Consider the following 26228-nt stretch of genomic DNA (forward strand, 5'->3'; position numbering starts at 1 on the left):
AGCGAACGGAGATCTGCTTTAAGAATATAACCATAGATCAAAAGCTCAAGTGTGTATTGCCATGGACATCCATCCTCTGCCAAATAATTTAAAAATCACCGATGACAAAAATGAAATGGATTTAGACACCGTGCATCGCTTTTTAAGCCATACCTATTGGTCAAAAGATATTCCAAAACATGTGGTGAAAAAAGCGATTGAAAACTCTTTGGCCGTGGCCTTACTTCTCGATGAAGAACTCATCGGTTTTGGTCGTGCCATTACGGATTATGCAACTTTTGCTTATTTAGCCGATATTTATGTCGCCGATGCGCATCGAGGCAAAGGCTATTCAAAATTAATTGTGAGTACTTTATTTGAAAAATGTGGCTCCGCAGATCTAAGACGCATGTTGCTTGCAACGGCAGATGCACATGATTTATATCGCCAATTTGGCTTTACTGATTTGGCTCAGCCTGCCAGTTTTCTCGAGATTCATCAAGCCAACGTCTATCAACGATAGAGAAAATGTCTCGGATAAAAAAAGAGGCTTTCGCCTCTTTTTCGATCTCACAACCTTAGTCTTTATTCATAATAAAGAAATATTCACGGTAGTATTTGAGCTCTGCAATCGAGTCTCGGATATCATCCATCGCTAAATGTGAGGCATTTTTCTTCAAGCCACCCATAATCTCTGGGCGCCAGCGTTTCGCCAATTCTTTCACTGATGATACATCGAGATTACGGTAGTGGAAGTATTGTTCCATTTCAGGCATTAAACGATGCAAGAAACGACGATCTTGGCAAATTGAGTTACCACACATTGGTGATGATTTTGGATTCACCCATTTTTTCAAAAATTCTAAAGTTTGCTGTTCAGCATCTTGTGCTGTCAATTTACTACGACGTACACGTTCGATTAGGCCTGATTGACCATGTTGGCGAGTATTCCATTCATCCATTGCATTGAGCACACGGTCAGACTGATGTACCGCAAGCACAGGCCCTTCCGCCAGAATATTTAAATTATCATCCGTCACAATTGTTGCAACTTCAATAATCTGGTCGTTATCTGTATCTAGACCTGTCATTTCAAGGTCAATCCAAATCAGGCGTGTATCAGGTGTGCTGCTCATAAATGTGCAATCTTATTAGGCTGTAAAAATGAACATAGTAGCAAATTTATTGGGCTTGCGCTGTAAATAGACCCTGCTTTCATGCTATTTTTGCCATCTAGTTTTCACGGTTTTTTAGGATATGAATGGCTTTAATTCGTAAGCGCCGACTGACTGAACAGCAGCAACGTCGCATTCAGAAGCAACATAAATCTCGTCAGGAAGAAATCGATACTTCTGCAGATTTGGAAGGCTTGGTCGTCCAACATTATGGTCGTCAACTTGAAGTTCAAGCGCTGTCTACACCCGACCAACATCCTGAAAAACCCATTGTGCAAGCAGGTGAACCTGAACCACATTGGAAACCCATCGAATTAGGCAGTGTTTGGCGCTGCCATACCCGTACCAATCTCGAATTATTGGTGACGGGTGACCGTGTCAAATGGCAAGCTGACCCGATCACGGGTTTAGGGATTATTACCGCGATTCATCCACGCCAATCTTTACTGACACGCCCTGACCGTTATCACAAAGTGAAACCTGTCGCAGCCAATGTCAGCCTGATTGTGATTGTATTTGCACCGCTTCCTGAGCCAGCGCCAGGCCTGATTGATCGCTATTTGGTTGCCTGTGCAGATGCCGATATTCCAGCATTATTGGTCTTAAATAAATCAGATTTGCTTAAAGACAATGATCCGATTTTAACACTATTACAAGAATATCGTGACTTGGGCTATGAGGTCATGCAAACCCAATCCGATGGTGACTTAAGCACACTTTCTGCTCGACTTTCTGGTGAAACTGTCGCATTTGTAGGTCAGTCTGGGGTTGGTAAGAGCACTTTAATTAATGCCATTGTTCCAGATGCTGCGCAAAAAACCAATATTATTTCGGAAAACTCCGCGCTCGGTCAGCACACCACCACCTCTACGCGCTTAATTGCGTTTGGTGAAGGTTCTGCATTGATTGATTCACCAGGAATCCGTGAATTTGGTTTATGGCACCTAGAATTGGAAAAAGTTCAGCAAGGTTTCCCTGAGATCGAATCACATTTGGGTTATTGTCAGTTCCGTAACTGTACGCATAAACATGAAAAGCAATGTGCGCTTAGAATAGCTGCTCAAAATGGCGAAATTTTGCCGCGCCGATTAGACAGTTATTTACGTCTGATCGATGAAATCACGGAAGCGCAGCAAAAAAATTAATTTTTATTCTGTTCATGCCCTTGAAGGGGTGATTTTGATCACCATATTTATGGGCTATACTCTTGGCAATTTAAAATTGTAGTTAGGTGAATTGTGGAACGTTGGTTCGAATTTATGGGGAATCACCCCTTCTTATTTGGAACGCTGGCTGTATTGGTCGTGCTGTTCTTTATTCTTGAAGGCCAGCGTAATGGTCGCAAAATTTCACCTCAATCTTTAGGGATTTTAGTTAAAGCTAAAAATGCTCAATTGATTGACTTACGTGATGCGAAAGACTTCCGCGAAGGTCATATTAGCGGTAGCCGTAATATTCCATATAGCCAAATTACAAAACACATTGAAGAGTTAAAAACTTCTGATCGTCCGTTGGTTTTTGTATGTAACCTTGGTCAAGTGGCAGGTTCTGCATTGCAACAAGTCGGTCATGCAGATGCATACCGTTTAGACGGCGGCATTAGCAACTGGAAAGCTCAAGGCTTACCTCTAGTTAAAAGCAAATAAGCGCTTCTTAGGAGATTAACATGGCTGAAGTTACGATTTATTCAACAACTGTATGTCCTTACTGCATTCGTGCAAAACAGCTCCTAGAGCGTAAAGGCGTGGCTTATAAAGAAATTAATTTATCAAATGAAGCGCCTGAAGTACGTGTTGAATTGATGCAACGCACCAACCACCGTACCGTTCCTCAAATTTTTATTAATGATCAGTTTATTGGCGGTTTTGACCAACTTTATGCTTTAGAGCGTGAAGGCAAACTCGACGGCATGCTATCTTAATTTTAAACATAAATCGTCACCTCATATTAAGGAATAAACAATGAGTGAAGAACAACAAGCTCAACCACAATTGGCATTAGAGCGTATTTATACTAAAGATATTTCTTTCGAAGTACCTGGGGCTCAAGTATTTACTAAAGAATGGCAGCCTGAACTAAATATCAACCTTTCTTCTTCTGCAGAAAAAGTTGATCCAACACACTTCGAAGTTTCACTGAAAGTTGTCGTTCAAGCGAACAATGCGGGTGACACTGCATTTATCGTTGACGTTACTCAAGCAGGTATCTTCCTGATCGATAGCGTTGAAGAAGAACGTCTTCCGTACATTCTTGGTGCTTACTGCCCAAATATCTTGTTCCCATTCCTACGTGAAGCAGTGAACGATATGGTTACTAAAGGCAGCTTCCCACAATTATTGCTTACACCAATTAACTTCGATGCTGAATTCGAAGCGAATTTGCAACGTGCGCAAACTGCTGCTGAAGGCCAAGCTTAATTACTTGATCTCAGATATAAAAAAGACCGCTTTTAGCGGTCTTTTTTATTGCCTTTTAGCTTCCCCCTTTACTAAAGGGGGAATGAGGGGGATTTACTTCTACTTAACAAAATCCCTCCCACCCTCCCTTTTAAAAAGGGAGGAGCAAATTACTCAGCATCTGCCATTAGATCAGCGCTCATACCTACAGTATTAAAGCCAGCATCAACATACAAAATTTCACCTGTAATACCATTTGCCCAAGGCGAGCAAAGGAACAATGCTGCATTACCGACATCTTCAATAGTTACATTGCGTTTAAGTGGTGCGACTTTTTCATTTAGGTCTAACATTTTACGGAAAGATTTAATCCCTGAAGCCGCTAAGGTACGAATCGGACCTGCTGAAATCGCATTTACACGAATACCTTCAGCACCAAGACTTGTTGCCAAATAACGTACGCCTGCTTCTAGTGACGCTTTTGCCATGCCCATAACGTTATAGTTTGGCATTACGCGTTCAGAACCTTGGTAAGTCAGCGTCAATAAGCAACCTTGACGTGCTGCCAATAAAGGTTTTGCCGCACGAGCCATCGCAATAAAGCTATATGCGCTGATGTCGTGAGCAATTTTAAAACCTTCACGGTCGGTAATATCAGTGAAATCGCCATCTAAAGTATGTGCCGGTGCAAAACCAATTGAATGCACAACACCGTCTAGACCATCCCAATGTTTAGCAAGTTCAGCAAAAGCGGTATCAATTTCAGCGTCCACTGCGACATCACATGGGAAAACTAAAGTTGAACCAAATTGTTCAGCAAAATCATCTACACGTTTTTTTAATTTTTCATTTGGATATGTAAAAGCCAGTTCTGCACCTTCGCGATGTAAAGCTTGCGCAATACCAAATGCGATTGATAACTTACTTGCAATACCCGCGATTAAAAAGCGTTTGCCAGCCAATAGTCCTTGTGCCATGTGAAACTCACTCAAAATAATTTAACAGCATAATGCCAAGTCTAAAGCATTTTAGAAATTGCATAATGCGCCTTTTTTTAGAAAACCATCATTGCATGCACGATGCGAATGAAACTAGATTCAATCAAGCGGCGTCATATTTGTTGCCGCTTAAGCGTCCAGATGCAATGCCTGTAATGAATTTTTCCATAATATATCTGCAATCTCAGACTCAGTACGGTTTAAGCTCTGAGCTAGCCCCTGCAATACATAGGTCAAATTGACTGGCGTATTACGGGTACGCCCTTCCGTCGAATGCTGACAACATAAGGGTGTCATATCTGGACAGTCAGTTTCTAAGACCAAATGCGCTGCACCCAAAGTCTGAACCACTTGATGTAATTTTTTTGCATTGGGATTGGTGATTTGCCCTGTTACACCAATTTTAAAACCTAGTTTGGTAAATGCCTTCGCTTCTTCAACACCACCACTAAATGCATGTGCGATACCACCGAGTTTAAATTGATGCTGCTTTAGCATCGAAAGCACCTCCGTATGGGATTTGCGAATATGCAGCAAAATGGGTTTATCAAACTGCTGTGCTAAATCAAGTTGTGCGGAAAAATACTGCTGCTGCTTTTGAAAAAGTTCAGGCTGCTTATACTGTTTCAAAAAGGTATCTAAACCTATTTCACCTACAGCAATACAATCATGCTGCTTTAGCAGCTGTTCCACATCGAACAAATGTTCTGTACGATGTTGCTCAATATAAAACGGATGTAAGCCGGGGGCTAAATAGCTTTTGGGAGCATTGGATAAACGAGCTAAAAACTCTTGGGTTTGCAGCAAATCGTGAAAACGTGACTGTACAAAACCAATTAATACCAAAGCATCGACACCCGCTTGTTTGGCAGCATACGCCAACTGTTCCCGATCAGCGTCAAAATCGGGAACATCAAAATGCGTATGCGTATCAAACAGTGAGTAAGTCATTGAACTGATTAATTTGCTTTTGCGGCTGAGGCTTCAGCAGCTTCAACTGGAGGTAGATATTGCTTTTTCAAGATACTTTGCAATTGATCATACGGAATGGTCAAACGTGGTAAACCCGCCACATATGGCCCAATTTCATATTCGGCATATTGCAAAATTAGACCTTGCTGACTTAGATAAAAGTTATCAGACAGTTTAAATTTCCAAATCTGTTCATATTCTTGAACATTGTCCGCCAACTTGGCATCTTTCACCCAAGTTTTAAAGACTTCATAGCCCAGCTTTTCAAGTTTAGTACGTTGATTGGACAGCAATATGTCATTGAGCTGTACCAATTTTTGAGTGCTTAAATCGAAGTTATAATATTGCTGTGCAGAAGAACCATGCGCTCCACCTAAATATGAACTGGTATTTAAAACCACTGTTGCCAAGGGTTTTTCAGCATTCAATATTTTAGGTTTAATCATCAAACTGATTTGCTGATTGGCACTTAAAGATTTCAATTCTTTATCTAACTTTAAGAACGCTTGCATATAAGGCTGCGTGGCTTTTTCCAATTTTAATTTGGGCGTTTCAACCTTTGCCAAAGCAGATTTTGCTTCAGACGCTGCAGGAACTTCACTTGCAGCGGGAGCATCAGTGCTCAGCGTCTTATCTTCTAAAGGCGAAACAGATAAAATTTCGCCTAACTGTTTTAGAATTTCCGCATCAATAAATTCATCAATAAAGGCTTGATTACTGTTTAAGCGTTCAACTGAAATTTCAGGACAGACCCCGCCATCACATTCAGGTAAATTCAGTTGTAATTTTTCCGCATCACCAATCAGTTTTGCACTCAAATCTGGCTGTTCAGTTTTGGCTTGATCCGGCTTTTTTTCAGGTTCAGCTTGTTGTGGCTGACACGCCGTGAATGCAACAGAAACTGCCAATATTGAGCTTGCCCAAATTTTATTTTTTTGCACCATTGCTTCAACCTTTCATTTCGAATAATTGATATTTATTTTGGTAAATATCTTATCAAATTAAATACTTTCGTTGATTAGAACATATGCTGATAAACGTCAGCTTTCAATACTTGTTGTGTTTGCGCTTTGCTGAGATAAATATCCAGTTGTTTACCATCTTTGACAATTTCATCTGTACGATAATGCAAACCGACGCCTTCTTGATCAAAGAACCAATCTGCTTGGCCCCAATAGAGCTTTTTCGGTGCCGATTTTTTGACATCCACATCTTGTTCATCTAACCATTTGCCATAGGCTTGCTGCACAATGGCATCCATATTTTGCTGCTGCTTTGCATCAATAATATCTAAGGGTTTGAGATTTTTTTTCGCACGACGGTCTGCCACAAAAAAATAATAGCGCTCTTTGACCGTGATATTTTCCTGTTTGGTATCGACACCGATTTGCAGCAGCACATATTGATTCCGTTGATATGGAACTCGTGTGTACATCGCCAATTCATAGGCTTTATTGGTTTTAAACTCGGCCTGCCAAGCATCTGATTTTTTCACATACGCATCGACAGCTTGTTGGAGATTCATATTCTGCTTTAGTGCAATCTGATCTTGTACGACGCTGGCCTGATTCTTTTCAATCCAGCTATTCAACCACGTATCTACGGTCTGAATGGTTTGTATCTCTAAATCAATACAACTTTTATTTTCACAAAACGGTTTGGCAATTTTAGCGGCTTGCTCTTGGATATTTAAATAAGGCAAAACATCTGGATTGATCACGGCCGCTTCAGAAGCGCCATCATCGGCCGGCTTTGTCGCTTTGTTTTCTTTTCCTGAATCACATGCACTGAGCAGCAAAACACTCCCCAAAAGTGCAAAAACTGTAGCATCCTTGAATATTTTCATGATGTCCTAAACGACCAAATGATTGCGTAATGTATGGATTTAAAAACTCTACCACAAAATAAAACAGCTTCACGAAGAAGCTGTTTTATTTCTGTAAAAGAACAACTTAGTGTTCACGTGTATTACGGAACACGATATCCGGATAACGTTCTTGCATTAACTGTAAATTCACACGACTTGGTGCAAGATAAGTTAAATGACCACCGCCATCGACAGACAATTGGTCATGTGCTTTTTTCTTAAATTCGTTGAATTTTTTCTCGTCATCACAAGATACCCAACGTACGGTATTGATACTTACAGGCTCGTAAATACAATCAACTTTGTATTCTTCTTTCAGGCGATAAGCCACGACTTCAAACTGAAGCACACCCACAGCACCCACGATTAAGTCGTTACTGTTTTGCGGCATAAAGACCTGAGTCGCACCTTCTTCTGAAAGTTCTTTTAAGCCTTTTTGTAGCTGTTTTGACTTCAAAGGATCTTTTAAACGCACGCGACGGAACATTTCAGGGGCGAAGTGAGGAATACCGGTAAAGTGTAAATCTTCACCCGAAGTGAAAGTATCACCGATTTGAATCGTACCATGGTTATGCAAACCGATAATGTCGCCCGGCCATGCTTCTTCAAGGTGCTGACGGTCACCAGCAAGGAACGTTAAAGCATCACTAATACGCACATCTTTACCTAGACGCACATGTTTCATTTTTAAGCCTTTTTCATACTTACCAGAACAGATACGCATGAATGCAATACGGTCACGGTGTTTTGGATCCATATTGGCTTGAATTTTAAAGACGAAACCAGTGAAGCCTTCTTCAGTCGCTTCAACTTTACGGTCTTGAGTTGGATGTGCTTTAGGTTCAGGCGCATATTGACTAAATGCATCCAAAACATGGTCCACACCAAAGTTACCGAGTGCCGTACCAAACAAGACTGGCGTTTGACGGCCTGCCAAAAATTCATCACGGTCTAAAGGTTCATTGGCCATTTGAACCAATTCCAATGATTCTTCAAATGCAGCCCAAGCGAGATCACCGACTTTTTCACGCAAATCTGCATAGTCATAGCCATCACGGACTTCAATATCCGTAATGGTTGAACCGAAACCTGCCTTATAAACGTAGAATTTTTCTTCGAGTAGGTTAAATACACCGGCAAAGTCACGACCTGTGCCCAGTGGCCAAGTAATCGGAACACATTTAATTTTTAAAACGTTTTCGATTTCATCAAGCAATTCTAATGGCTCACGAATTTCACGGTCCATTTTGTTGACGAATGAAATAATCGGCGTGTCGCGCATACGACACACTTCCATCAACTTGATCGTACGATCTTCGACACCTTTTGCACCATCAATCACCATAAGTGCAGAGTCAACGGCAGTTAATGTACGGTAGGTATCTTCAGAAAAGTCTTCATGCCCTGGGGTGTCGAGCAAGTTAATCATCTTGTCTTTAAACGGGAACTGCATAACCGAAGTGGTGATCGAAATCCCACGTTCTTTTTCCATTTCCATCCAGTCAGACGTTGCCGCACGATCAGATTTACGGCTTTTTACCATACCTGCAACCTGAATCGCCTGTCCCCATAACAACAGTTTTTCTGTCATTGTGGTTTTACCGGCATCGGGGTGGGAAATAATAGCGAAAGTCCTGCGAACCGCGACTTCTCTAGCTAATTGTTCTTTAAACATAGAAAAAATCTTCAATATGTACACAGTTTTGTACACACTTGTAAATGTGTATCAAGCCAGTGAAGTGATAACTTAAAATTGGCGCAATTGTAGCAGATTTACAGTTATTGTACTGAGACGTTTATCATTAAAAAACTAGTCATTGAAGTCAAAACTAAGTGATCACTTAATGTCTTTCTGTAGAGGGAATTGACTCCTTAATCTTTTAACTGCACATTAGAGATGCTTTTATATACTCATATCCCATACATGAATTATGTATGAATGTCACAAATTAGGAGGCCTAATATATACAAGCTTCACTTTAAACTAGACTATTATCATGAAATCAACAGACACTGAGTTACCACACAAAGTAAGTAAAATCCGCTCCAAAATCATGGCATCAATCAAATCAAAAAATACTAAACCCGAGCTAAAAATCAGGAAGAAACTTCATCACTTAGGATTCAGATATCGCCTATATGATAAAAACCTACCTGGCTGCCCCGATCTAGTTTTGCCTAAATACAAAGTTGTTATTTTTGTTCAAGGTTGCTTTTGGCATTTCCATAACTGTAAACACTTCAGATGACCTAAAACTAATGTTTTTTCTGGAGAAAGAAAATTTTAGGAAATCTTAATAGAGATATAAGTAATATTCTTAAGCTCAAAAAACTTGATTGGAGAATATGCATATGGTGGGAATGCACAATAAAGAATGATCAAAATTGCGAGTGGTCGATCAATAAATTTCAAGAATGGATTAAAAATCCTGACGATCACTATTTAGAGTCATAAAACGAAAAAAATGTTTTTCATATCCTAAGTTCAAGCTTTGAGATGACTATTCCTCTACACTAAATCTAACTCAATTAAGTACATTCTTGTAAACACTTTTTAAATCAGCAAATTGATTGGCGTTAGTTAGAGATTCCATTGTTGTCAACTTCATCGAATTCCTAATAGGCAAATGCGGAACATGAGAAATTTTTTTCAGTAACAATAACGGATGTCCCAATTCAAAGAGATAATAGATTTGGGTAGAATCACTGTATTTACCTGCTTGCGCTTTAGTAATTTTATTCCGAGGTATCAAACGTACATTTTTAACAGGCCAAATTTTTTCAATTTGCTTTGTACCCGGATTTTCAATTGATGGCATTGCCACAGCCAAATATCTGATTTCTTTTGAAATATGAATTCCATATTTACTATTTAATGTATCTTCTGATAAATGAAACCATTGGGCTTTATCATTGTTAAATGCATCAAAATAAGCTTGTTCTCGTCCTATTTCTTCCCCTAATGACACTGTCATTATTAAGTCAGTGTGTAAAACCTGTTGCATACCCTGATATGCAATGCGAGCAGGCTCTTGTATAAATAGATTTTCATCCAAAGTATTTCGACCATGATGAACCGTTCCTATTTGTGCAGTTAAATATTGCAATAACCAATAATGTCCATTTTGATCATAATTCTGAACATTAGGTAATAAAGCAAACGCTCCAATGCCAATTTCATCTATAGCATCTTGATAAGGATTCCTTGTGTGTTCCTGATCAAAATAACCAGGATATAAAGCAAAAGCACCGAATACAGGTCTACTTTTTGAATGTCTGTTACTTGCGAACTCAGTCTCAGTGGTAACCCTTATCAATGCATCACGATAACGATGCATCTGATTAATCGCATCATCCGGCACGTAATCCTTGTTATTCACATTATCAAAACCAAAACGATCTTGCTCAGTTTTAATTCTGTATTTCGCATCAAATAACCAGATGAATCGTTTTCCATTTGATAATTCAATTTCTAAAACAATATCAGGTTCCTGACTGACTAAATATGAACGAATTTCCCGCCCATTTTTAGTAAATTTTGGTTCATGTGCCAGTCGAGCTTTAACCCCATCCGTCCGCTTAAATTCAAACGCTCCCACAAAACCATCTTTTAGCTGATACTCAAAAAATTCATTTAACACTAATTTATTCTTGGCCGCACTGATTTCTTCAAACCCTAACTCATCCCGCAAAATATTTTTAAGTGTTAAAAAGCACCAAATTTCATATATCTCTGCCACAGACTTCATTGAGATATTTGATACACTCCCCAATTTATCCAGATAAAATTTAAGATCCTGCCACACTCGATAAACAGTGCTATAACCTGTTTTTTGCTGTAATACCAATGACTCCTTACTTAAACCTGTATAGGATCCAACGTCATTAAAAAAATTTTGTGCCAATACTTTTTGCAAAGGTCGTTGCCATTCATGCAACTCATCCAAAAAAGCATCAGAGAGACGTTGTTTATCCCATATCTGATTACTTGCTCTTAAAGCCTTTTCAAATAAAATCAGTCTTTTTTTGCAAGTTGTGACAACGGATTTGATAAATCTATTTTCAGGAGTATCTACACTTAATTTTTTTGTCTCAATTTTATAGCGTTTATCAAAACAACCATTCAACCCATCTTCCTTAATTTTCAAACCAGTCCGATGCGTTATCCGCCCTTTAAGCCGATCCGCTTTTATAAATGAGTGTTGTATTTGCAATCTGCTATGAGGAGCTTGTGTAACAACTTTCAAACCCTGTTCAAAACGCTCTCTTAACTGTGCGAAATTCGCCAACCACATTAAAGGGAAATGCCCTCGATGTTCACTCTTGACTGCATTTTGCTCTGTTTTTTCAACCAAGCTAAAACGCCATAATGGAAATACTTGATCTATCACCTGATACATTGCAGGTAAATCTGCATGTAAATCCATTTTTGTAGGAAGAACCTCAAAAGACAGTTCATGCCGGAATACTTGACCATCAATTCGATACTCGATAGGTAACCGCATCCAGCCAATACTATTACCTGTATTGATTGTACCTGTAATACGTGCAGGCATTGCTCGATGAGCTTCAATAAACCGAAAACCATCATTCAACAATTGGTTCTTGTGTATCATTTGAGCTGAATGAACCTTCTCAACAAAAACCCATTCAAACTGATATTGCACATTTTCAAAAAACAAAGGCGAAGACAATTCAATTTCAGATGCTTCATCATTCTGATTTTTTTCGATAGTTATCTGTTCAAATTTTAAGTACTGAATTTGTAATGGAGGCGAAAAATAAATAAACGGACGTCTATGCTCCAAAACAGCATTTCCATCAAGTAAAGCCTCACTACCTCCCCGTTTATTAAGAGTTTCCGTATAAGTCTTGTGGCGCTTCGCAATATCATTTGACCAAATAGAAAGTTCAAATTCTGGAGTTGCTACGCAAAGTAATTCAGGCATAACTGACCATCTACCCTAAGTAATTTATGGCCAAAAACTAGTAAAGCCTGAATTTTCCAAACGTATCTGCATCCACTTCAATTTTGCCAAACTTCTGCATGGAACATTAATGATATCATTCTCACCCTCTCTAAACTCGCGAAGCAAGTCAGGACGGTCTATATTTTGCGTATCTGAAGCAGAACTATCTTCAAGTTTAGAGAACTCTTGCTCGATCAATATAACCAATTGTTTCAGCAGTGAATCTTCTGAATGGACGTTCACTAGCTTATCGCTGTCCCCCTCAATCCGAGGTAAAACCTTACACATAAGGAAATCATCAAATACTGCCAATAAATCTTTATCACTTGTTGGATTTTGACTAACAACGGCCAGTAAAAGTTCATTTAAAGCACGATATGCCAATTTAAAAGGTGTATTGTCTAATAATTTATTGACAGCGTCCAAGAATGTAACTGTTTTTGTGCCATCTTGATCTATTTCAGGTAAAGCGGAAAGATTTACATAAGACCGAATTGGATAACTCAAAGTTTTATTTTTAATATTTGATTGAAAATATTCATGAAAAATATTTGGGAAGAATTCACCAAAATCAAAACTCAACGCACGGTCTATAACTTTTCTTGAAAATCCATGCGTGGTTTCATCCATATTCACAGTACCTGCTACAAGCAAATTAAATGGAATCCCTAAACCAAATTTAGAAAAAGCCTCCCACACTTCATCATATTGACTCCCCTCAAAACCTAGCTGTTGGCGGAATTCAGTACTATTTTGTATTTGAATAAAAATGTTTGGTTTAAGCAGTGGATCTGTTAAATACTTAAAAGTTTCATCACTCCAATGCCATTCTCGCGTTTCCAGTACGGATAAATAATCAGCAAAATACTGTTCTACCGGAGCCAAATTCATTTCATCTAAACATAGCCAGAATGGGGGAATATTTTCCAATTGAGAAAAGTTTCCACAAACACAAAGACGTTCACCATATCCCTCAATGACTTGAGGCTTTATGTCTAATCCTGCATCTACAAGTGCTTTCCACGCCTTAGCAATAAAGTTTAGAACATCAGTAGTTATATATTCAGTTTTTCCACTTAAACGAGAAATATATCCCAACAAGTCACTTGGCTCATGCCAATCTGGTCGAACAGAGGTCAGACAATATGTTTCAGATAAACTACCAGATGCCTTTGCCTGTTCACGGATAAAGCGAGTTTTTCCTGTACCAGAAATTCCAGCTAGTAAAATAAATGGCTTAGGTAATCTCAACTCTCCTACATCAATGTCGAAGTATTGCTTACTATTAATACCTAAATTAAATTTATCTATAAAATCAAAATCAAAAACTGATATCGTTTTCTTAATTTCTTGAGAACTATATAAGGTTTGTCCAAAAGGGGCACCTGATAAATCACTAGCCTGTTTAGCTAAGAAGGTATTGCCAAATTTTATTGTATAATTACTATCACCACTGTAACGTGCAAATAAATCAGCTCTAGTGCAAACAACTGGGCTTATATGTACGCTTTCCGTTTCGTAGTAAAATAGGAAATCAAAAACATCATTACCAATATTGCGTTTAAATTCTTCCACCAGCTTATCAAGCGAGTCACACTCCAAGTACCAAAAAAGGGAAATCAGCAAGTTATTAACTTTTAATTTCTTTCCTTTTAAATAAACAGTAAGAATACTTTGAAGCCAATCGCTACTTAATAATGCATACCAGGTCTTACTTGAATAGTTTTGTTGTATATCCTTTAGATAGAATGCTTTATCTGCGAAATCACAAAACTTCACCATGTCTGCTTCTAAGTAGCGACCATCAAGTTTTTTATTTTTAACACTCAATAGAAAGAAAATTAGACCTGAAAAAGTTTCCGGCTTATTCACATTGTCATTAATATAATCTCTAGCAGTAATAATTCTTTCTATTGAGATATATGGCATTATTAACTTTCCTGCAATTTCATAATTTCGTTGATAATTTCAAATAGCACAGTAACAGTAACCGAATTCCCTAACTGTTTATAGGCTTGTGAATTAGAGACATTAAATTCAAAATTATCAGGAAATCCTTGAAGTCGCCCCGCCTCCCTTACTGATAATTTTCTTTTAATATCCCACAACTTAGGAACCCGATTGGCGATTATAGTTGGGGCATATGTATCTAAACAAGCATAAAAAGCTTCCTGAATCTGTGTTTTAGCCACATCCCCAACATGAAAACGTAAAGAGCCATCTGTCTTTAAATAAGAGAAAACACCATGTTTGCCTTTTTTAGTATTGCGAGCATACATCGAGCTATCATGCTCAACTCTTTCATTAATGTGATTATATTCAAAATGATAATTAATACGTTCCAACTCAAATGCACTAAGACTTAATGCTTCATCATCCACATCTAGGTCAACTATATCTCTTAAAGTTGTAGTTCTATCTTTATTTTCAGGAAATTTGAATTCAGAGGAATCAATATCTTTTCTAATGGCTACACAATACCATCTCTCACGGTACTGAGGGACTCCAAAATCGTAGCTATTTAAAATGGTCCAAAAAGTTTTATAACCAGCTTCTTCCAATGCCTTTAACGCAATACTCATGGTCTTGCCATTATCATGCGATTTAAAGCCCTTTACGTTTTCTAAAAGTGCAAATTTTGGTTTTTTTGCTTCCAATATCCTCAGCACATCAAAAAATAATGTACCTCTTGTTTGATCCTCAAACCCCTCACATTTACCTGCATAACTGAAAGGCTGGCAAGGAAAGCCTGCTAGCAATAAATCATGTTCAGGAATTGATTTTTCATCAATTTTAGTAATATCTCCAAACGGAAGATCTCCATGATTTAATTTGTAAGTTTTTTGTGCATAACCATCGAATTCAGATGAAAAAACACACACACCTCCATTTCGTTGAGCGGCTAATCTTATTCCACCGATCCCCGCAAATAAATCTATAAACTTAAAGTCATGTTGAGGATTTGGGGCTAAGCTAAGGTTACCGAAAACTTTATTAAAGAACTCTATTTGACCATGCCACAAGTTTTCTTTTTTCAATAAATCAATAACTTCTTTTTCCAAAAGATTGGGATTATTAATAAGAGGGTTACAAAAAAATTGACTATTAGTAGCTATAGCATTTATCCATTGATCAATTACAGACTTAACACTTGAATCATGAGGTACATGCCACACCGCTAAAGGTTCTAATAACTGTTCAATTTTGATCAGAAAATCTAATCTTTCATTCATGATTTAATATAAAGCCCAATTAATTGAACAAAACTATCTTGAAAGTCTTAAATGATTTCAAAATAATTTTCAACAATCCAGATTCGAAGTGCCAAATCTTATCATTAGACCGCAATTAGGCAAGCAGAAATTTTTAACCTCAAATTATCTGGCCAGCTCCCGAGCTTTTACCTATATCATTGCAAGATGATTAGTCAGAATCACTATAGGACAGTACTGTATTGGCAATATCATCCTCTGATACGAGGCAAAAATCTCTAATCCTTTCAGCCACGGTCTTTGCATCAGTAAATTCTTCATCAGCATAATTATCAGGGTTAAATAAAACTGCCGCCATCCCTGGATATAAATTCAATGAAATATCCACAGCCTCATAAGAGTCAAATTCATCATTTAATTTAGTTCTGACCAAACTCATCACATGCGGTTTACTTAAAGGATTGCTTAACTGCTCTTCGCCCACATAGCAAGAAGCAATATATAGTCCAGCTTGTTTCCAACTATCCAGTAAACACCCCCAACCTACGGGGCATGCTACTGTCTGTTGGTCATTTAACAATTGCTCATCACTAACAAAACCAGGCTTTCCTTTAGAGGGCATCCTCCATGTACGGATATCAAATCGTTTTGGATCCAGAGTTTCCAGAAAATCCGCAAGTTCCAATAAAGCTTTTCTATTCATAATTACCACCTATTTTCACTGACAACACTAACTTAAATTTCTTTCAAATTAAATCCAAATGAAAAATATTACATGGGAGAACATCCCAATCATTTTGCCTTACCAACTTAGTTTTAATCCACTAATGGACTTATCAAGCTCTCCCTGGTAATCCCCCCCTCGAAATATTGAACTGCCACCCTTCCTAGACAAATTTTGTCTATTCTTTTTACATAGGAGAGAATATAATTTAATGGCTGAGAAAGAGCCCAGCCATTATATTCATTTATTTTAAGCTCAAATACTTATTCATTATTCTTGTTCTCAACAAAATAGCACTATGAGAAATTTGGCCTTTTTTTAGAATTAAGTTAAACTCAAATATTATAAAACACTAACTTACCCACCAAAATAAGACAATAATATTGTTATAAATTTTTATAAAAAAATCTAAAAATAATGACATACCCTGTCCACACATCATTACATTATCTACCTTAATAAAACAAGAATATCAACTTGTTAAATTTGGAGATATAAAAGTGAAAGGTATAATTCTCGATTTTTCAATTCAAACCAATAGTGGAATTATTTCAGGGGAAGATCAAAGACGGTATACATTTATAGGCAGTGAATGGAAAGAAGTCTTTAATCCTCAACGTGGTCTTATTATTGATTTTGATCTTGATACAAATGGACAAGTAATTGGCGTATATAAAGCACTAAATAATTCTATTAGCTCAACTTCCCACATTATGACTAATACAGAAAAATCAGAGGAAGATTACAATCTTTTTGATTGGTTTATTAAGTGTTTAAAAAATTATGCAAATTTTAATGGTCGTGCTAGACGTAAAGAATTCTGGTTCTTTTATCTCGCATTAGTAATTTGCAATATTTTTGCGATGGTCTTAGATGCAATTTTAGAAACTGAAGTTATTTTTTATGGAATAGTTACTTTAGCAACTATTATTCCTTTTCTTGCTGTTTCTACTCGCCGACTCCATGACATAGGAAAATCTGGTTGGTGGTATCTTATTAGCCTAACTATTATTGGTATTATTTTATTGATTATCTGGTGGGCGAAAGAAGGAGAAGCCTTTAGTAATCCATATGGTGATATAGCGAAATAAAAAATAAACCCTCTCAGATTGAGAGGGTCTATTTTTTAATATAAGGACTTATTAAAATATATTTTAAAGATCCTGAATAATAAATCTAATCTCAACTCGTCGATTATTTGCTGCATTCGGATTATCTTTATTTAATAATCTATCAGGACCATAACCTACGACTGAAATTCTTTGAACCAATTCAGAAGACTGAAGCTGGGTAAACAATGCTTTTCTAGCTTCTCTTGCTCTGCCAGCTGATAAAGTATAATTATCATCAAATGGTGAACACACTTGAGAAATATTTGATTTAACACCATTTACTGGTGCTGCATCTGTGTGTCCTTCAATCTGTATATTCAGCAATCGATTATCAATCATATTTTTTTGGATTAATGGAGCCAACCTTTCCTTGAAAGCTTTCTGTAGCCCACCATCTAAACATGCACTCCCCTGAGCAAAAGAAGAATCTTCCAAGCGGATAATTCCCTTTTCAGGCAAAAATGTAATCCCTTTTGAGTTTCCACTCTCTTTTAAAGTTTTTTCAATCGCTTTAATAACTTTGATAGCCCCTTGCTGCTTTTTCTCTTCCGCTTCAGCCTGTGAAGTTGCTGTAATTAAAATTGCTATTACAAAAAATAGAACGAGTACACCAACAATACCTGCCATGAAATCCCCAATAGAGATCCATTCGTTATTCGCATGATCTGCCATTGGAATTACTTCCTTGTTAAAAAGTTACCAAATGAAGAGCCAGACTCAGTGGCAGTTAAATTATTTGCAAGTACTTCAAGATGTTGATTACTTTCTCTAGTATTTGATGCAACTTTTGCAAGATTACTAGCAATAATGCCATCAGAACCAGCCAGTTTTTCAATATTGCCAGTAACATCTTCTAGGCTAAAAGCATATTCAGCTCCTTTGGATGCAATAGATTGAACTTTATCGCCCATTTCTTCTAATGTTAATTTTTGCTCACTGATTGCTGCTGCCATTTCCCGAGAATGTGTAGTTAAACTTGCTGTTACCATTGTGACATTTTGCAGTTCCTTGCTCATACTAGAACTCAGCGTATCTACCGAAGATTTTATTGCAAAGCTCGAAGTAGAAATATCATCCCCTACTTTTGCTAGTGTTTGTGACACATTATCTCTAAACTCAGTAAAAGTAGTGCTTACTTCCTCTTTCATTGATTCGACGGTATCATGTAAACCTTGACTTGCATTTTGTACACTTTCTTGCATCTCTTGAATAGCAACTTTCATGCTTCCTCTAAAAGCATCTACTGTTTTTTCAAACTCTTTAACTGATGCACCTAAAGTTTTAACGTTGTCACCAAAAGTTTGTTGAACTTCCGCAATGATAGCCAAATGTTCTGTTTGAGTTTCCATGACTTTAGCGATAGAACCTGCTTGTGCTGTATTAGTAAATAATGCTTTTTGAAGCAAACTTTCTATTTGTTCCCAGCGCTTATTAACTGCTTGTTCTTCTTGCTCTGCATCTTTCTCAAGTTGCTTTAAAATTGCCTGAGAGCGTATTTCTTCAATACCAAATACAGGAATTATGAGTCGTAAAGCAATATGAACTAAAATACCCCAAGCACTACTCTTAAATTTCAAGCCAATTTCAGCAAGCATTGGACTTAAATTGCCAATAGTTTGGCGCATATCAGTCGCGCTTGTAGAACCTGAATTCATATCTGCCAATATTTGACCAGCCCCTGAAATTGCCAAGCCAATACCTAAAAATGTACCCAATAACCCAAGTACTAAAGCAAATCCCGGTGCATTTTCAACAATATGATCCCATTTTGGATCTCTTAAAGCGGTTGATAATTCAGTAAAACTAGCTTTAATATTTGTAAAATGTGATGAATGGATTCGTTGTTGAATATTATTTTTAGCTTTTTTGGCTGCTACTAAAGAGAATGCAAGCCACCCCAATAATAAAGAAAAGAAAAACCAATCGAGTGTTGTATGAGGTAATAAAAAAGCAAATATGTTGTTCATACGGATACTTCCACAAATTCTTGAGCGTGTTGTTTTTGGCGTTTAATTGCCGCTGGCATATGTAAATCAACATATTGATTTAAGAATGACTTATCTTCTTCAGATAATGGCAATTCTACTGCTGTTTCATTTTCATCCAATGTACGCTCCATATTGACCAGAATTGCACCTGCCTTATCTGCACGCTTACGTTCTTGCTCCCGTATAGCTTGCCCAGCATTATCAGCTTCAGCTTGTTGTAATAAACCTTCTGCAACACCTGTCATTAAACGAATATTGTTTAAATATTTTTTAGAGTTCTCATATTCATTTCTAGTTTGAACTATATGCCCTTTCAACTCCTCATATTTGACTTTTTCTTCATCTGTCATTGGTAAGTTGTATTTCGCACGACTTTCCAATTCTTTAAAGTAAATCTCAGCACGGCTAATTTCTGTACGATGTTGATTCACATTTTGTTTGCAGGTTTCTTCTTCATTTGTCCACAATGCAAATAAACGCTGAGATCCAATTAATAACAAACTCTTGCCAAAACGTTGTTTAACCAACCCATCAAATTCTTGAAGCTCAGCTTCACTCATTGGTTTGTCCAAAGCCAGCTTATCAATTAATTCAATAAAACGACGATCAGAAACAGTAAGTTCAGAAGTGCTTTCCATCTTTTCAAGACGATTTAAAAAATCACGTATAAAGGCCATTGAAACATCTATACGTAAATATTCTTCAAAACTTTCAACTGGAGCATTGCTTGAAAATTTACGTTGGAGTGCAGGTAGAAACTCGGTGATCATTTTACCTAAACGTTCAATATCCCCATCAACTTCATTTGAAGGATTTGGCTCTTCATAAATTGGCTGAGGCATTTCTTGCTGATGAGCTTTAGCTTGTCTATTAAACTCAAATAACCCACCAATACCTGCACCAATTAAGCCACCAAAAAGCATTCCCCATGGGCCTTTTTTTGCACCTATTTGCGCACCTTTTTTAGCTCCATCTACCATTGCGCCTAATAATGCCTTCCAATCATGAACTTTAGAAGCCATTTGTTTTACAGCTGAAACTGCACTACTGAAGAAACGACCACCTGCAGATACTGCCGCACTGAGTCCTCTACCAATTCCAGATGCTGCTGATCTTACACCAGAGGCTATTGCACTCCCTGCACTACGAATAGCACCACCCACAGCACTGCATGCTCTACCAAACCAGCCCATTAATTTATCCCCTCTGCATTAATATTCTTACTTTCTATCAATTCACTATGAACTACTATTTCCTGTGAATTAGTCAAATCTTCATCTGAATTCTTTTTAATACCAAACATTTCTCTGGTATCAGTTAAACGCTCTTGAACATCACTACCAACTTCACGCATGCCACGCTTAACCAACTCAATTGACTTGAGTAGATGCTCTTCCGTAAGTTGACTTTTTTCAGGCTCAATAGGATCAACAGCCATTGGTAGAGCTAAACGCATCGCTTGTAAAATATAACCACCAGAAAAACTTTCAGATTTTTCAGCCAAGTCTTTTAATAATTGTTCACGGCTTTCGCATTGCAAAGGAATGTTAGGTACAAGATGCATATCCCATAACCGAATTCTGGCCTCTAGGTCAGGAAGCTGGTAATGGATATGGTGAGAAATTCGTCGCCTAAATGCAGAATCGTAGTTTTCTGGGAAATTGCTGGCAAAGACCAATACGCCTGTAAAGTTATCCATCTCAATTAACATAGTCGAGCGTGTCATGTTAATTTCAGCATCTACTCCTTGAGTTACTGATGACAAACGTTTTCCTAATACAGTATCTGCTTCATCAAAAAATAATAAAGCATGGTTTTCTTGGGCTTCTTTAAATACAGCACATAGATTTTTAGCTGTTTCACCCATGAATTTGCTTTCAAGCTCAGCTAAATCCACCTTCAAAAAAGGTAAACCCAACTCACCAGCTAAAGCTTCTGCCCCACGAGACTTACCAGTTCCTGGTGGACCATAAAAATTTAAAACACAGCCTTTACCGGAGGGATCTATTTCATTAAATCCCCAAGAATGATAAATAAGCTCATGAAATTTAACTTTAATTAGGGCTTCACGAATTTCATTTTCTGTAGTTGTAGGTAAAACAATATCCTTTAACTGAAAGCGTGCAGGTTTAGCCTTGTCTAATTCATTTAACTCTATTACTTTCTGATCTACTTTCGTCTGATCTAATTCTGTAATTTGATCTAAACGCTTTTGACTTTTCTCATCTAACGGCTGAATCTCACTCTTTATTGCCTGCGCAATATCACTGATTAAGATTTTTCCAGTTGATAATATTTGTTCTTTCATATTTTCACTCATTAACATCCCCCTTTGTTCAAATTTTTATATATTAAATACCTAGATACACTTTTAACTCTTCTTCTATTTGCTCTTGAAGCCCTACAGGATTCACAATTTTTAAATGTGGGATCCAGTACCTAACTAAAGGTAAGATTTGAGTCATATGTGTAATTCGGCTCGAAAGTAATAGATTTCCATCATCCAACTCTTTAATAACCTGTTGTTCAGGCAATAGTTGTCGCTGCTGAAAGTGTGAGGCCACATCTACATGAACAGTTAAAATGACTTCTAACTTTTCCTGTCCAAACCAAATACTCTTTTCATCCTCTAATTGAGATAAAATCTGTGGGTCAGGTTTGTAATTTGCTAATTCATGAGTATGTGGAGATAACTCTATTCGGCTTAATCTGTACGCCCTTAACTCGCCTTTTCTTACTGCTGCCAAATACCAACTACCGTGGTGATGCAGTAACTTATAAGGCTCAACCACACGTGATTCTTTCTTGTAAAGAAATGCAATTTGCTGATGCTTTAGGATTGCTTCGCTAAAAAGTCGAAATAACTCTTTAAATTGAGATGCATCTTCAACTGAATAACCTTTCGCTCCATATACTCGACTATCCAGAAGCTCACGCAAGAATGAGACATCGAGTTTTGGATATAAAGATTGAATACCAGAGATCTGTGAAAAAGTTCTAATATCTTTAAAAGTAAGCTGTCCTAAATACTTTGGATCTAAAAAATAATATTTCCCCTCTTTTTGCAAAGGAATATTACATCCCTCGAAACGATCAAAGTCTCTCTTAATTGTTCTGGGATGTGTTGCGTATTCTTTAGCAAGCGCATTAGGCTCTAGCCTATATCCTGAATTTAATCGGGTCAGAATATCTGCTAAACGGTTTGCTAGAGTTTCATGGCGACTTGACTCTATATTTTTCATATTTCACTTTAACTACCCTCTTTAATTCGCTATTTTGCTTGCAAGTTGGACAGGTCATGTCTCTTCAATTTTTATAAGGAATAAAGATTTAACTAAAACCGCTAAAATACACAAAATTACATAAAAAATCACACAAAATAATTACTATTTAAATTCTGGTTTGGAATATTAAAATTCCTTCCCAGAATTTAAAAGTGCTTAGTTCTAGTTATACGTTCACTAATTTACAGCTCTCACACTTTGCCGTAACCGCTGCTGAATATCTTGCACACATTCTTCAGGTGAAACTTGTTGTTCCCCTACGCGGTTCTGTTCTCGTTCAGGGTAATATTCCTCTAATGTATCTATTCCCTCTTCTATATCTATTTCAAACTGTGCATTGGCAAAACCCTTCCTTGCGATAAAGTCCAAAGCTTCCTGATAAAATCCTGCCTGTTTACTCTGTTCATCAATTTGCTTCGCCTGAATAATGGCTTCATTCAGGCTAATCCCCTCCCTTAAAGTTAGATCCACGTAATACACCGGCTGACGATAACTTTGTGTCGTACTCTTGCCCCGCAATATCAACTGCAATGGGAGGCAAGACAACAAACCATTTGATGCCGCATGGTAATAACTCAGCCGTGCAGCCAAAGTCCGAATACTGTTAAAGCCTGTAGTTCTAAAGATAAAAGTTCCAAATTCATCCGATTCATCCAAGTTCACATGCAAACGCCCGTAAGGCTTGCAGTTGCCTCCTTGAGCCAATGGACATAAATAAGGGGATGGACAGGGATGTTGCTCCACGCCTTGGTTGGTTAAACGTTGACAGGTTTCTCCATTACCGACACAGACAGGTCGTCCAGTCTGGCGATCAAATAAGGTGTATTCAGCACGTAGGTTTAAGTCAGGATCATTAAAGATCATTCTGACCGGGATTGAACGTAGCTTTTGATTGGGAGTATTCGCTCGAAGCCGATCATCTAATGGATGTTTGACCCAGCCTTCTTTGCTTTGAATCTGGGAAGTAATGGTGAACTGGTCATCCTTTTCCGGTAGGCGTTTGCCATTCTTCTCGATCATCCGACCGATACTGATCCGTCCGAGTATTGGAGGAGTAATTGCTAAACCTTTAATCATGTTGATATTCCTTAATGTATTACCTTACAAATTTGGGTCTATGTATGTAGGTCAGAACAAGGACCAAATAAGTTACCCAAAGAATGTAGAGCCAGATAAAGTGCTACAGAGATCGCGACCGATTTGCTCTCTACCGAAGGGTAGAGAGCGGGGAGCGATTTTTGTGAATTTTTGATTGGGTGCTGTAGATAGGGCTTAGTCGTTATAGATGTTGAATCGACGACTGCCCTGCTTTTTAAGTGGATAAAGCTCGATGAGTTCAGGCTGGTGCTGAAGCAATGCCTTGGTATTTAGACTGATAGAATCCTTGGCTTTCTTCCAGACTACTGAGCCATTTGCAAAGACTGCCCTTTCCTTGTCTTGCATCATCATCTGGATTTCATGTTTAAGCTGGTCAAAGCGTTCCTGCTGATGCTGAATCTCTTCTTTCATTTTGATGAGCTGATCGAACATCAAATTGGCATTTTCATTTTGCGAAAGATCCTCTACCGTTAAAGGTACATGCGCTGGATAGAGTTGTTGAATCGCTTTAGCTGCGGATTCACTGGCATCGACTGATGGAGGAGTATCCGTTTCCACGCATTCCCAGAAATATTGTTCTGCTTGAACAATATGCTCAATCACTGATTCAGACCGTGTCACTTTGAAGATCTTGGTTTCATGCCCACAAATAAGCACACAGACATGCGCTGCCTGTTTACCAGTTACGGCCAGTTGATGTTGCACCTGACATAGCACATATAAAGGCACACCATCACGCCACAATTTTGCTCCATGCTCACCTGCTGTTTTACATTCTAGGATCTGAACGTCATCACTGCCGACCACGCTGTAATCCAGATTGGCTAACATAAAGTGTTTATCGGGATCAGGATGCTGAAGTACTGCATTGATCCGTCGCACCTTGTTATGGGTGTGCATGCTATAGAACTCTGCCACCAAAGGTTCCAGCTGCTTGCCCCAATACAGCGGTGCTACACCTGAACTTTCATCTTCAATAGACTGAGCTTGACGGCCCGTTTTGATTAGCCACAGTTCCAGCATCGACATGTAGGGATTAAGACCACAGGCAGTCGCGGCATCACTACTACCGATACCTTGTTTACGAACTTCAAGCCAGTCCTGATATTCCATCCCTTTGGTATTAACCAATCGCTTGGCTGCTGTTGAGCGTTTGGTGGTGATGGTTGGATTGACTACGATCTTTGATCCTACCGTCGTAGGCTGATGGGAAATAGATACAATTTGATTCATGGAATTATCCTTATAAATTCTGATCTCTGTAAAAGAAATGCATTAAAAAGCCATACCCGACACAAGGTCGGGTATGGCGATTTGTTTGCTGTTTTAATTGAGAGGGGTTACATGAGTGCTCTGATGAGCATTTGTTTGGGGTGACTTGATTTCGACATAAGTGAGTCAGTTAATTTCAGGCGATCAAAGCAAGTGCTTGCTCTAATCCTCGTTGCTTAAGACCTGCTCCTGCACCAAACCAAGCTGAATCAAGACGGTGATCTGTACTCATGGCACGTCGTTCATGATCCACAAATTCCGTGATCGAACACAGTAAGCCATAGGCTGTGTCCTTGGTAGATGAAAGATCAGCCCCTCGTCCTTGCCCATTAAACATCTCTAAAGCTTTATTCATGGCACGACCATTCGGTTCAGGCTTTTTCTCCTGAGCTTGCTGCGCGACATTACGATAGAACTGAATAATGTTTTCTTCAGGATCGGAAATTGACATGGTGCTGTTGTTGAATACGGCATCAAAATAAGCTTTGGCTTCCTGCTGACTCACCTTACGCTGTGTGAGTTGTTTCATTTCATACATGTGCTCATCCCAGGCACGAACTGAAATACCCAATTGCTGCTTCACTTTCTCTGCATCAAACTTGGTGCTATGTGGAACTTTCACTACACCAGCACTACTGCTCTGCCCACGTAGAGCAATGGCTAAAGTGTTGTTACAGACTACTCGGATACTTGTGAACTGTGCTGTCGTTGCCAAGGTGCCATCACACGCAGTAGCCAGCAGGATATAACCATTACTGACATCCTTAGACTTTAACGCGGTACTTTGCCCGGTACGTGCCAAAGCCCAGAACTTCTTTCCACCTTTCAAAACCCCTGCGGTTTCTAACTCAAAGCCAGATTGCTCAGTCAGATCCCGGTAGAACTCTAGAATCTCTTTAGGCTGAACTTCCTGATAACGCTGACTGACTACAGATAAAGGTGCATGGGTATCTGAACGATACAACACTCGCTGTTCTTCAAATGGCATGATAATGCTCTGACCACGCTCATTCTGTGCCATATAGCTGACGTTCGACGATTCAATCCGCCAGTCCATCCCGGCTTGCTGTGCCCAGACTTCCAGTGGTTGATTCGGACTCAGCTGATTACCGAGACCATGCCAAGGGGTTTCGCCCACATAGGCGATTTGTTCGATTTGATGTGCCATCGTTCTTATCTCC

At 38.4% G+C, this 26228-nt stretch carries 25 protein-coding genes; 7 read left to right on the forward strand and 18 right to left on the reverse strand.

Features of this window, described 5'->3' with window-relative positions:
* The first annotated feature begins 61 nt into the window (after window positions 1–61).
* Complete coding sequence (locus FTU06_RS00280) at window positions 62–502, forward strand: GNAT family N-acetyltransferase (RefSeq protein ID WP_180144232.1); 441 nt, start codon at window positions 62–64, stop codon at window positions 500–502.
* Between the two features lie 55 nt (window positions 503–557).
* Here FTU06_RS00280 and orn read toward each other — a convergent pair whose 3' ends face one another.
* Window positions 558–1115: an oligoribonuclease gene (gene orn, locus FTU06_RS00285; protein ID WP_067763591.1), complete on the reverse strand. Its 558-nt coding sequence runs from the start codon at window positions 1113–1115 to the stop codon at window positions 558–560.
* A gap of 125 nt (window positions 1116–1240) precedes the next feature.
* Between orn and rsgA the strand changes: the two genes are divergently transcribed.
* From rsgA to secB, 4 genes are all read left to right on the forward strand, one after another.
* Complete coding sequence (gene rsgA / locus FTU06_RS00290) at window positions 1241–2299, forward strand: ribosome small subunit-dependent GTPase A (RefSeq protein ID WP_180144235.1); 1059 nt, start codon at window positions 1241–1243, stop codon at window positions 2297–2299.
* A 93-nt stretch (window positions 2300–2392) separates the two neighbouring features.
* Window positions 2393–2800: a rhodanese-like domain-containing protein gene (locus tag FTU06_RS00295; RefSeq protein WP_078189639.1), complete on the forward strand. Its 408-nt coding sequence runs from the start codon at window positions 2393–2395 to the stop codon at window positions 2798–2800.
* 20 nt (window positions 2801–2820) lie between these two features.
* The gene (gene grxC / locus FTU06_RS00300; RefSeq protein WP_078189640.1) at window positions 2821–3075 is read left to right on the forward strand and encodes a glutaredoxin 3; all 255 of its coding nucleotides are present in this window, start codon (window positions 2821–2823) and stop codon (window positions 3073–3075) included.
* A gap of 40 nt (window positions 3076–3115) precedes the next feature.
* Window positions 3116–3571 carry a protein-export chaperone SecB gene (gene secB, locus FTU06_RS00305; protein ID WP_078189641.1) on the forward strand — a complete coding sequence of 152 codons (456 nt, stop codon included), beginning with the start codon at window positions 3116–3118 and terminating at the stop codon, window positions 3569–3571.
* Window positions 3572–3720: 149 nt separating this feature from the next.
* Here secB and FTU06_RS00310 read toward each other — a convergent pair whose 3' ends face one another.
* The 5 genes from FTU06_RS00310 to FTU06_RS00330 all read right to left on the reverse strand — a co-directional run bounded on the left by FTU06_RS00310 (window position 3721) and on the right by FTU06_RS00330 (window position 9062).
* Window positions 3721–4527 carry an enoyl-ACP reductase gene (locus FTU06_RS00310; RefSeq protein WP_078189642.1) on the reverse strand — a complete coding sequence of 269 codons (807 nt, stop codon included), beginning with the start codon at window positions 4525–4527 and terminating at the stop codon, window positions 3721–3723.
* 150 nt (window positions 4528–4677) lie between these two features.
* Window positions 4678–5499 carry a TatD family hydrolase gene (locus FTU06_RS00315; protein ID WP_180144238.1) on the reverse strand — a complete coding sequence of 274 codons (822 nt, stop codon included), beginning with the start codon at window positions 5497–5499 and terminating at the stop codon, window positions 4678–4680.
* An 8-nt stretch (window positions 5500–5507) separates the two neighbouring features.
* On the reverse strand, window positions 5508–6464 hold the full coding sequence (locus FTU06_RS00320) for an RsiV family protein (protein ID WP_180144241.1): 957 nt from the start codon (window positions 6462–6464) through the stop codon (window positions 5508–5510).
* Window positions 6465–6538: 74 nt separating this feature from the next.
* A complete protein-coding gene (locus FTU06_RS00325) occupies window positions 6539–7366 on the reverse strand; it encodes a hypothetical protein (protein ID WP_180144244.1) in 828 nt (275 codons plus the stop codon).
* A gap of 106 nt (window positions 7367–7472) precedes the next feature.
* Window positions 7473–9062 carry a peptide chain release factor 3 gene (locus FTU06_RS00330; RefSeq protein WP_180144247.1) on the reverse strand — a complete coding sequence of 530 codons (1590 nt, stop codon included), beginning with the start codon at window positions 9060–9062 and terminating at the stop codon, window positions 7473–7475.
* Window positions 9063–9441: 379 nt separating this feature from the next.
* On the opposite strand from FTU06_RS00330, the gene FTU06_RS16710 reads away from it, so the two are divergent.
* Window positions 9442–9636, forward strand: coding sequence for a very short patch repair endonuclease (locus tag FTU06_RS16710; RefSeq protein ID WP_257234206.1), 195 nt, complete (start codon window positions 9442–9444; stop codon window positions 9634–9636).
* 276 nt (window positions 9637–9912) lie between these two features.
* Here FTU06_RS16710 and FTU06_RS00340 read toward each other — a convergent pair whose 3' ends face one another.
* The 4 genes from FTU06_RS00340 to FTU06_RS00355 all read right to left on the reverse strand — a co-directional run bounded on the left by FTU06_RS00340 (window position 9913) and on the right by FTU06_RS00355 (window position 16272).
* Window positions 9913–12336: a restriction endonuclease-like protein gene (locus FTU06_RS00340; RefSeq protein ID WP_180144250.1), complete on the reverse strand. Its 2424-nt coding sequence runs from the start codon at window positions 12334–12336 to the stop codon at window positions 9913–9915.
* 24 nt (window positions 12337–12360) lie between these two features.
* Window positions 12361–14286, reverse strand: a complete 1926-nt coding sequence (locus tag FTU06_RS00345) for an McrB family protein (RefSeq protein ID WP_180144251.1) — start codon at window positions 14284–14286, stop codon at window positions 12361–12363.
* Window positions 14287–14288: 2 nt separating this feature from the next.
* Window positions 14289–15590, reverse strand: coding sequence for a DNA cytosine methyltransferase (locus tag FTU06_RS00350; RefSeq protein WP_180144255.1), 1302 nt, complete (start codon window positions 15588–15590; stop codon window positions 14289–14291).
* Window positions 15591–15780: 190 nt separating this feature from the next.
* Entirely contained in the window at window positions 15781–16272 is a 492-nt protein-coding gene (locus FTU06_RS00355) for a hypothetical protein (protein WP_180144258.1), read from the reverse strand.
* Window positions 16273–16793: 521 nt separating this feature from the next.
* Between FTU06_RS00355 and FTU06_RS00360 the strand changes: the two genes are divergently transcribed.
* Entirely contained in the window at window positions 16794–17384 is a 591-nt protein-coding gene (locus FTU06_RS00360; RefSeq protein WP_180144261.1) for a DUF805 domain-containing protein, read from the forward strand.
* A 63-nt stretch (window positions 17385–17447) separates the two neighbouring features.
* Here the strand turns inward: FTU06_RS00360 and FTU06_RS00365 are convergent, their stop codons facing one another.
* From FTU06_RS00365 to FTU06_RS00400, 8 genes are all read right to left on the reverse strand, one after another.
* Entirely contained in the window at window positions 17448–18077 is a 630-nt protein-coding gene (locus FTU06_RS00365) for an OmpA family protein (RefSeq protein WP_075696089.1), read from the reverse strand.
* Window positions 18078–18082: 5 nt separating this feature from the next.
* Complete coding sequence (locus tag FTU06_RS00370) at window positions 18083–19372, reverse strand: apolipoprotein A1/A4/E family protein (protein ID WP_180144263.1); 1290 nt, start codon at window positions 19370–19372, stop codon at window positions 18083–18085.
* On the reverse strand, window positions 19369–20556 hold the full coding sequence (locus FTU06_RS00375; RefSeq protein ID WP_180144264.1) for a hypothetical protein: 1188 nt from the start codon (window positions 20554–20556) through the stop codon (window positions 19369–19371). The genes FTU06_RS00370 and FTU06_RS00375 overlap by 4 nt, the downstream gene beginning before the upstream one ends.
* Window positions 20557–20585: 29 nt before the next feature.
* Complete coding sequence (locus FTU06_RS00380) at window positions 20586–21713, reverse strand: ATP-binding protein (protein ID WP_180144266.1); 1128 nt, start codon at window positions 21711–21713, stop codon at window positions 20586–20588.
* Between the two features lie 31 nt (window positions 21714–21744).
* On the reverse strand, window positions 21745–22635 hold the full coding sequence (locus FTU06_RS00385) for a YafY family protein (RefSeq protein ID WP_180144268.1): 891 nt from the start codon (window positions 22633–22635) through the stop codon (window positions 21745–21747).
* 219 nt (window positions 22636–22854) lie between these two features.
* A complete protein-coding gene (locus FTU06_RS00390; protein WP_180144270.1) occupies window positions 22855–23754 on the reverse strand; it encodes a hydrolase or metal-binding protein in 900 nt (299 codons plus the stop codon).
* 195 nt (window positions 23755–23949) lie between these two features.
* Window positions 23950–25008, reverse strand: coding sequence for a YqaJ viral recombinase family protein (locus FTU06_RS00395; protein ID WP_180144273.1), 1059 nt, complete (start codon window positions 25006–25008; stop codon window positions 23950–23952).
* 175 nt (window positions 25009–25183) lie between these two features.
* Entirely contained in the window at window positions 25184–26215 is a 1032-nt protein-coding gene (locus tag FTU06_RS00400) for a DUF932 domain-containing protein (RefSeq protein ID WP_010115604.1), read from the reverse strand.
* Window positions 26216–26228: the final 13 nt, after the last annotated feature.

This window comes from Acinetobacter sp. YH12052 (genome assembly GCF_013419835.1).
In the GTDB taxonomy this organism is placed as follows: domain Bacteria; phylum Pseudomonadota; class Gammaproteobacteria; order Pseudomonadales; family Moraxellaceae; genus Acinetobacter; species Acinetobacter amyesii.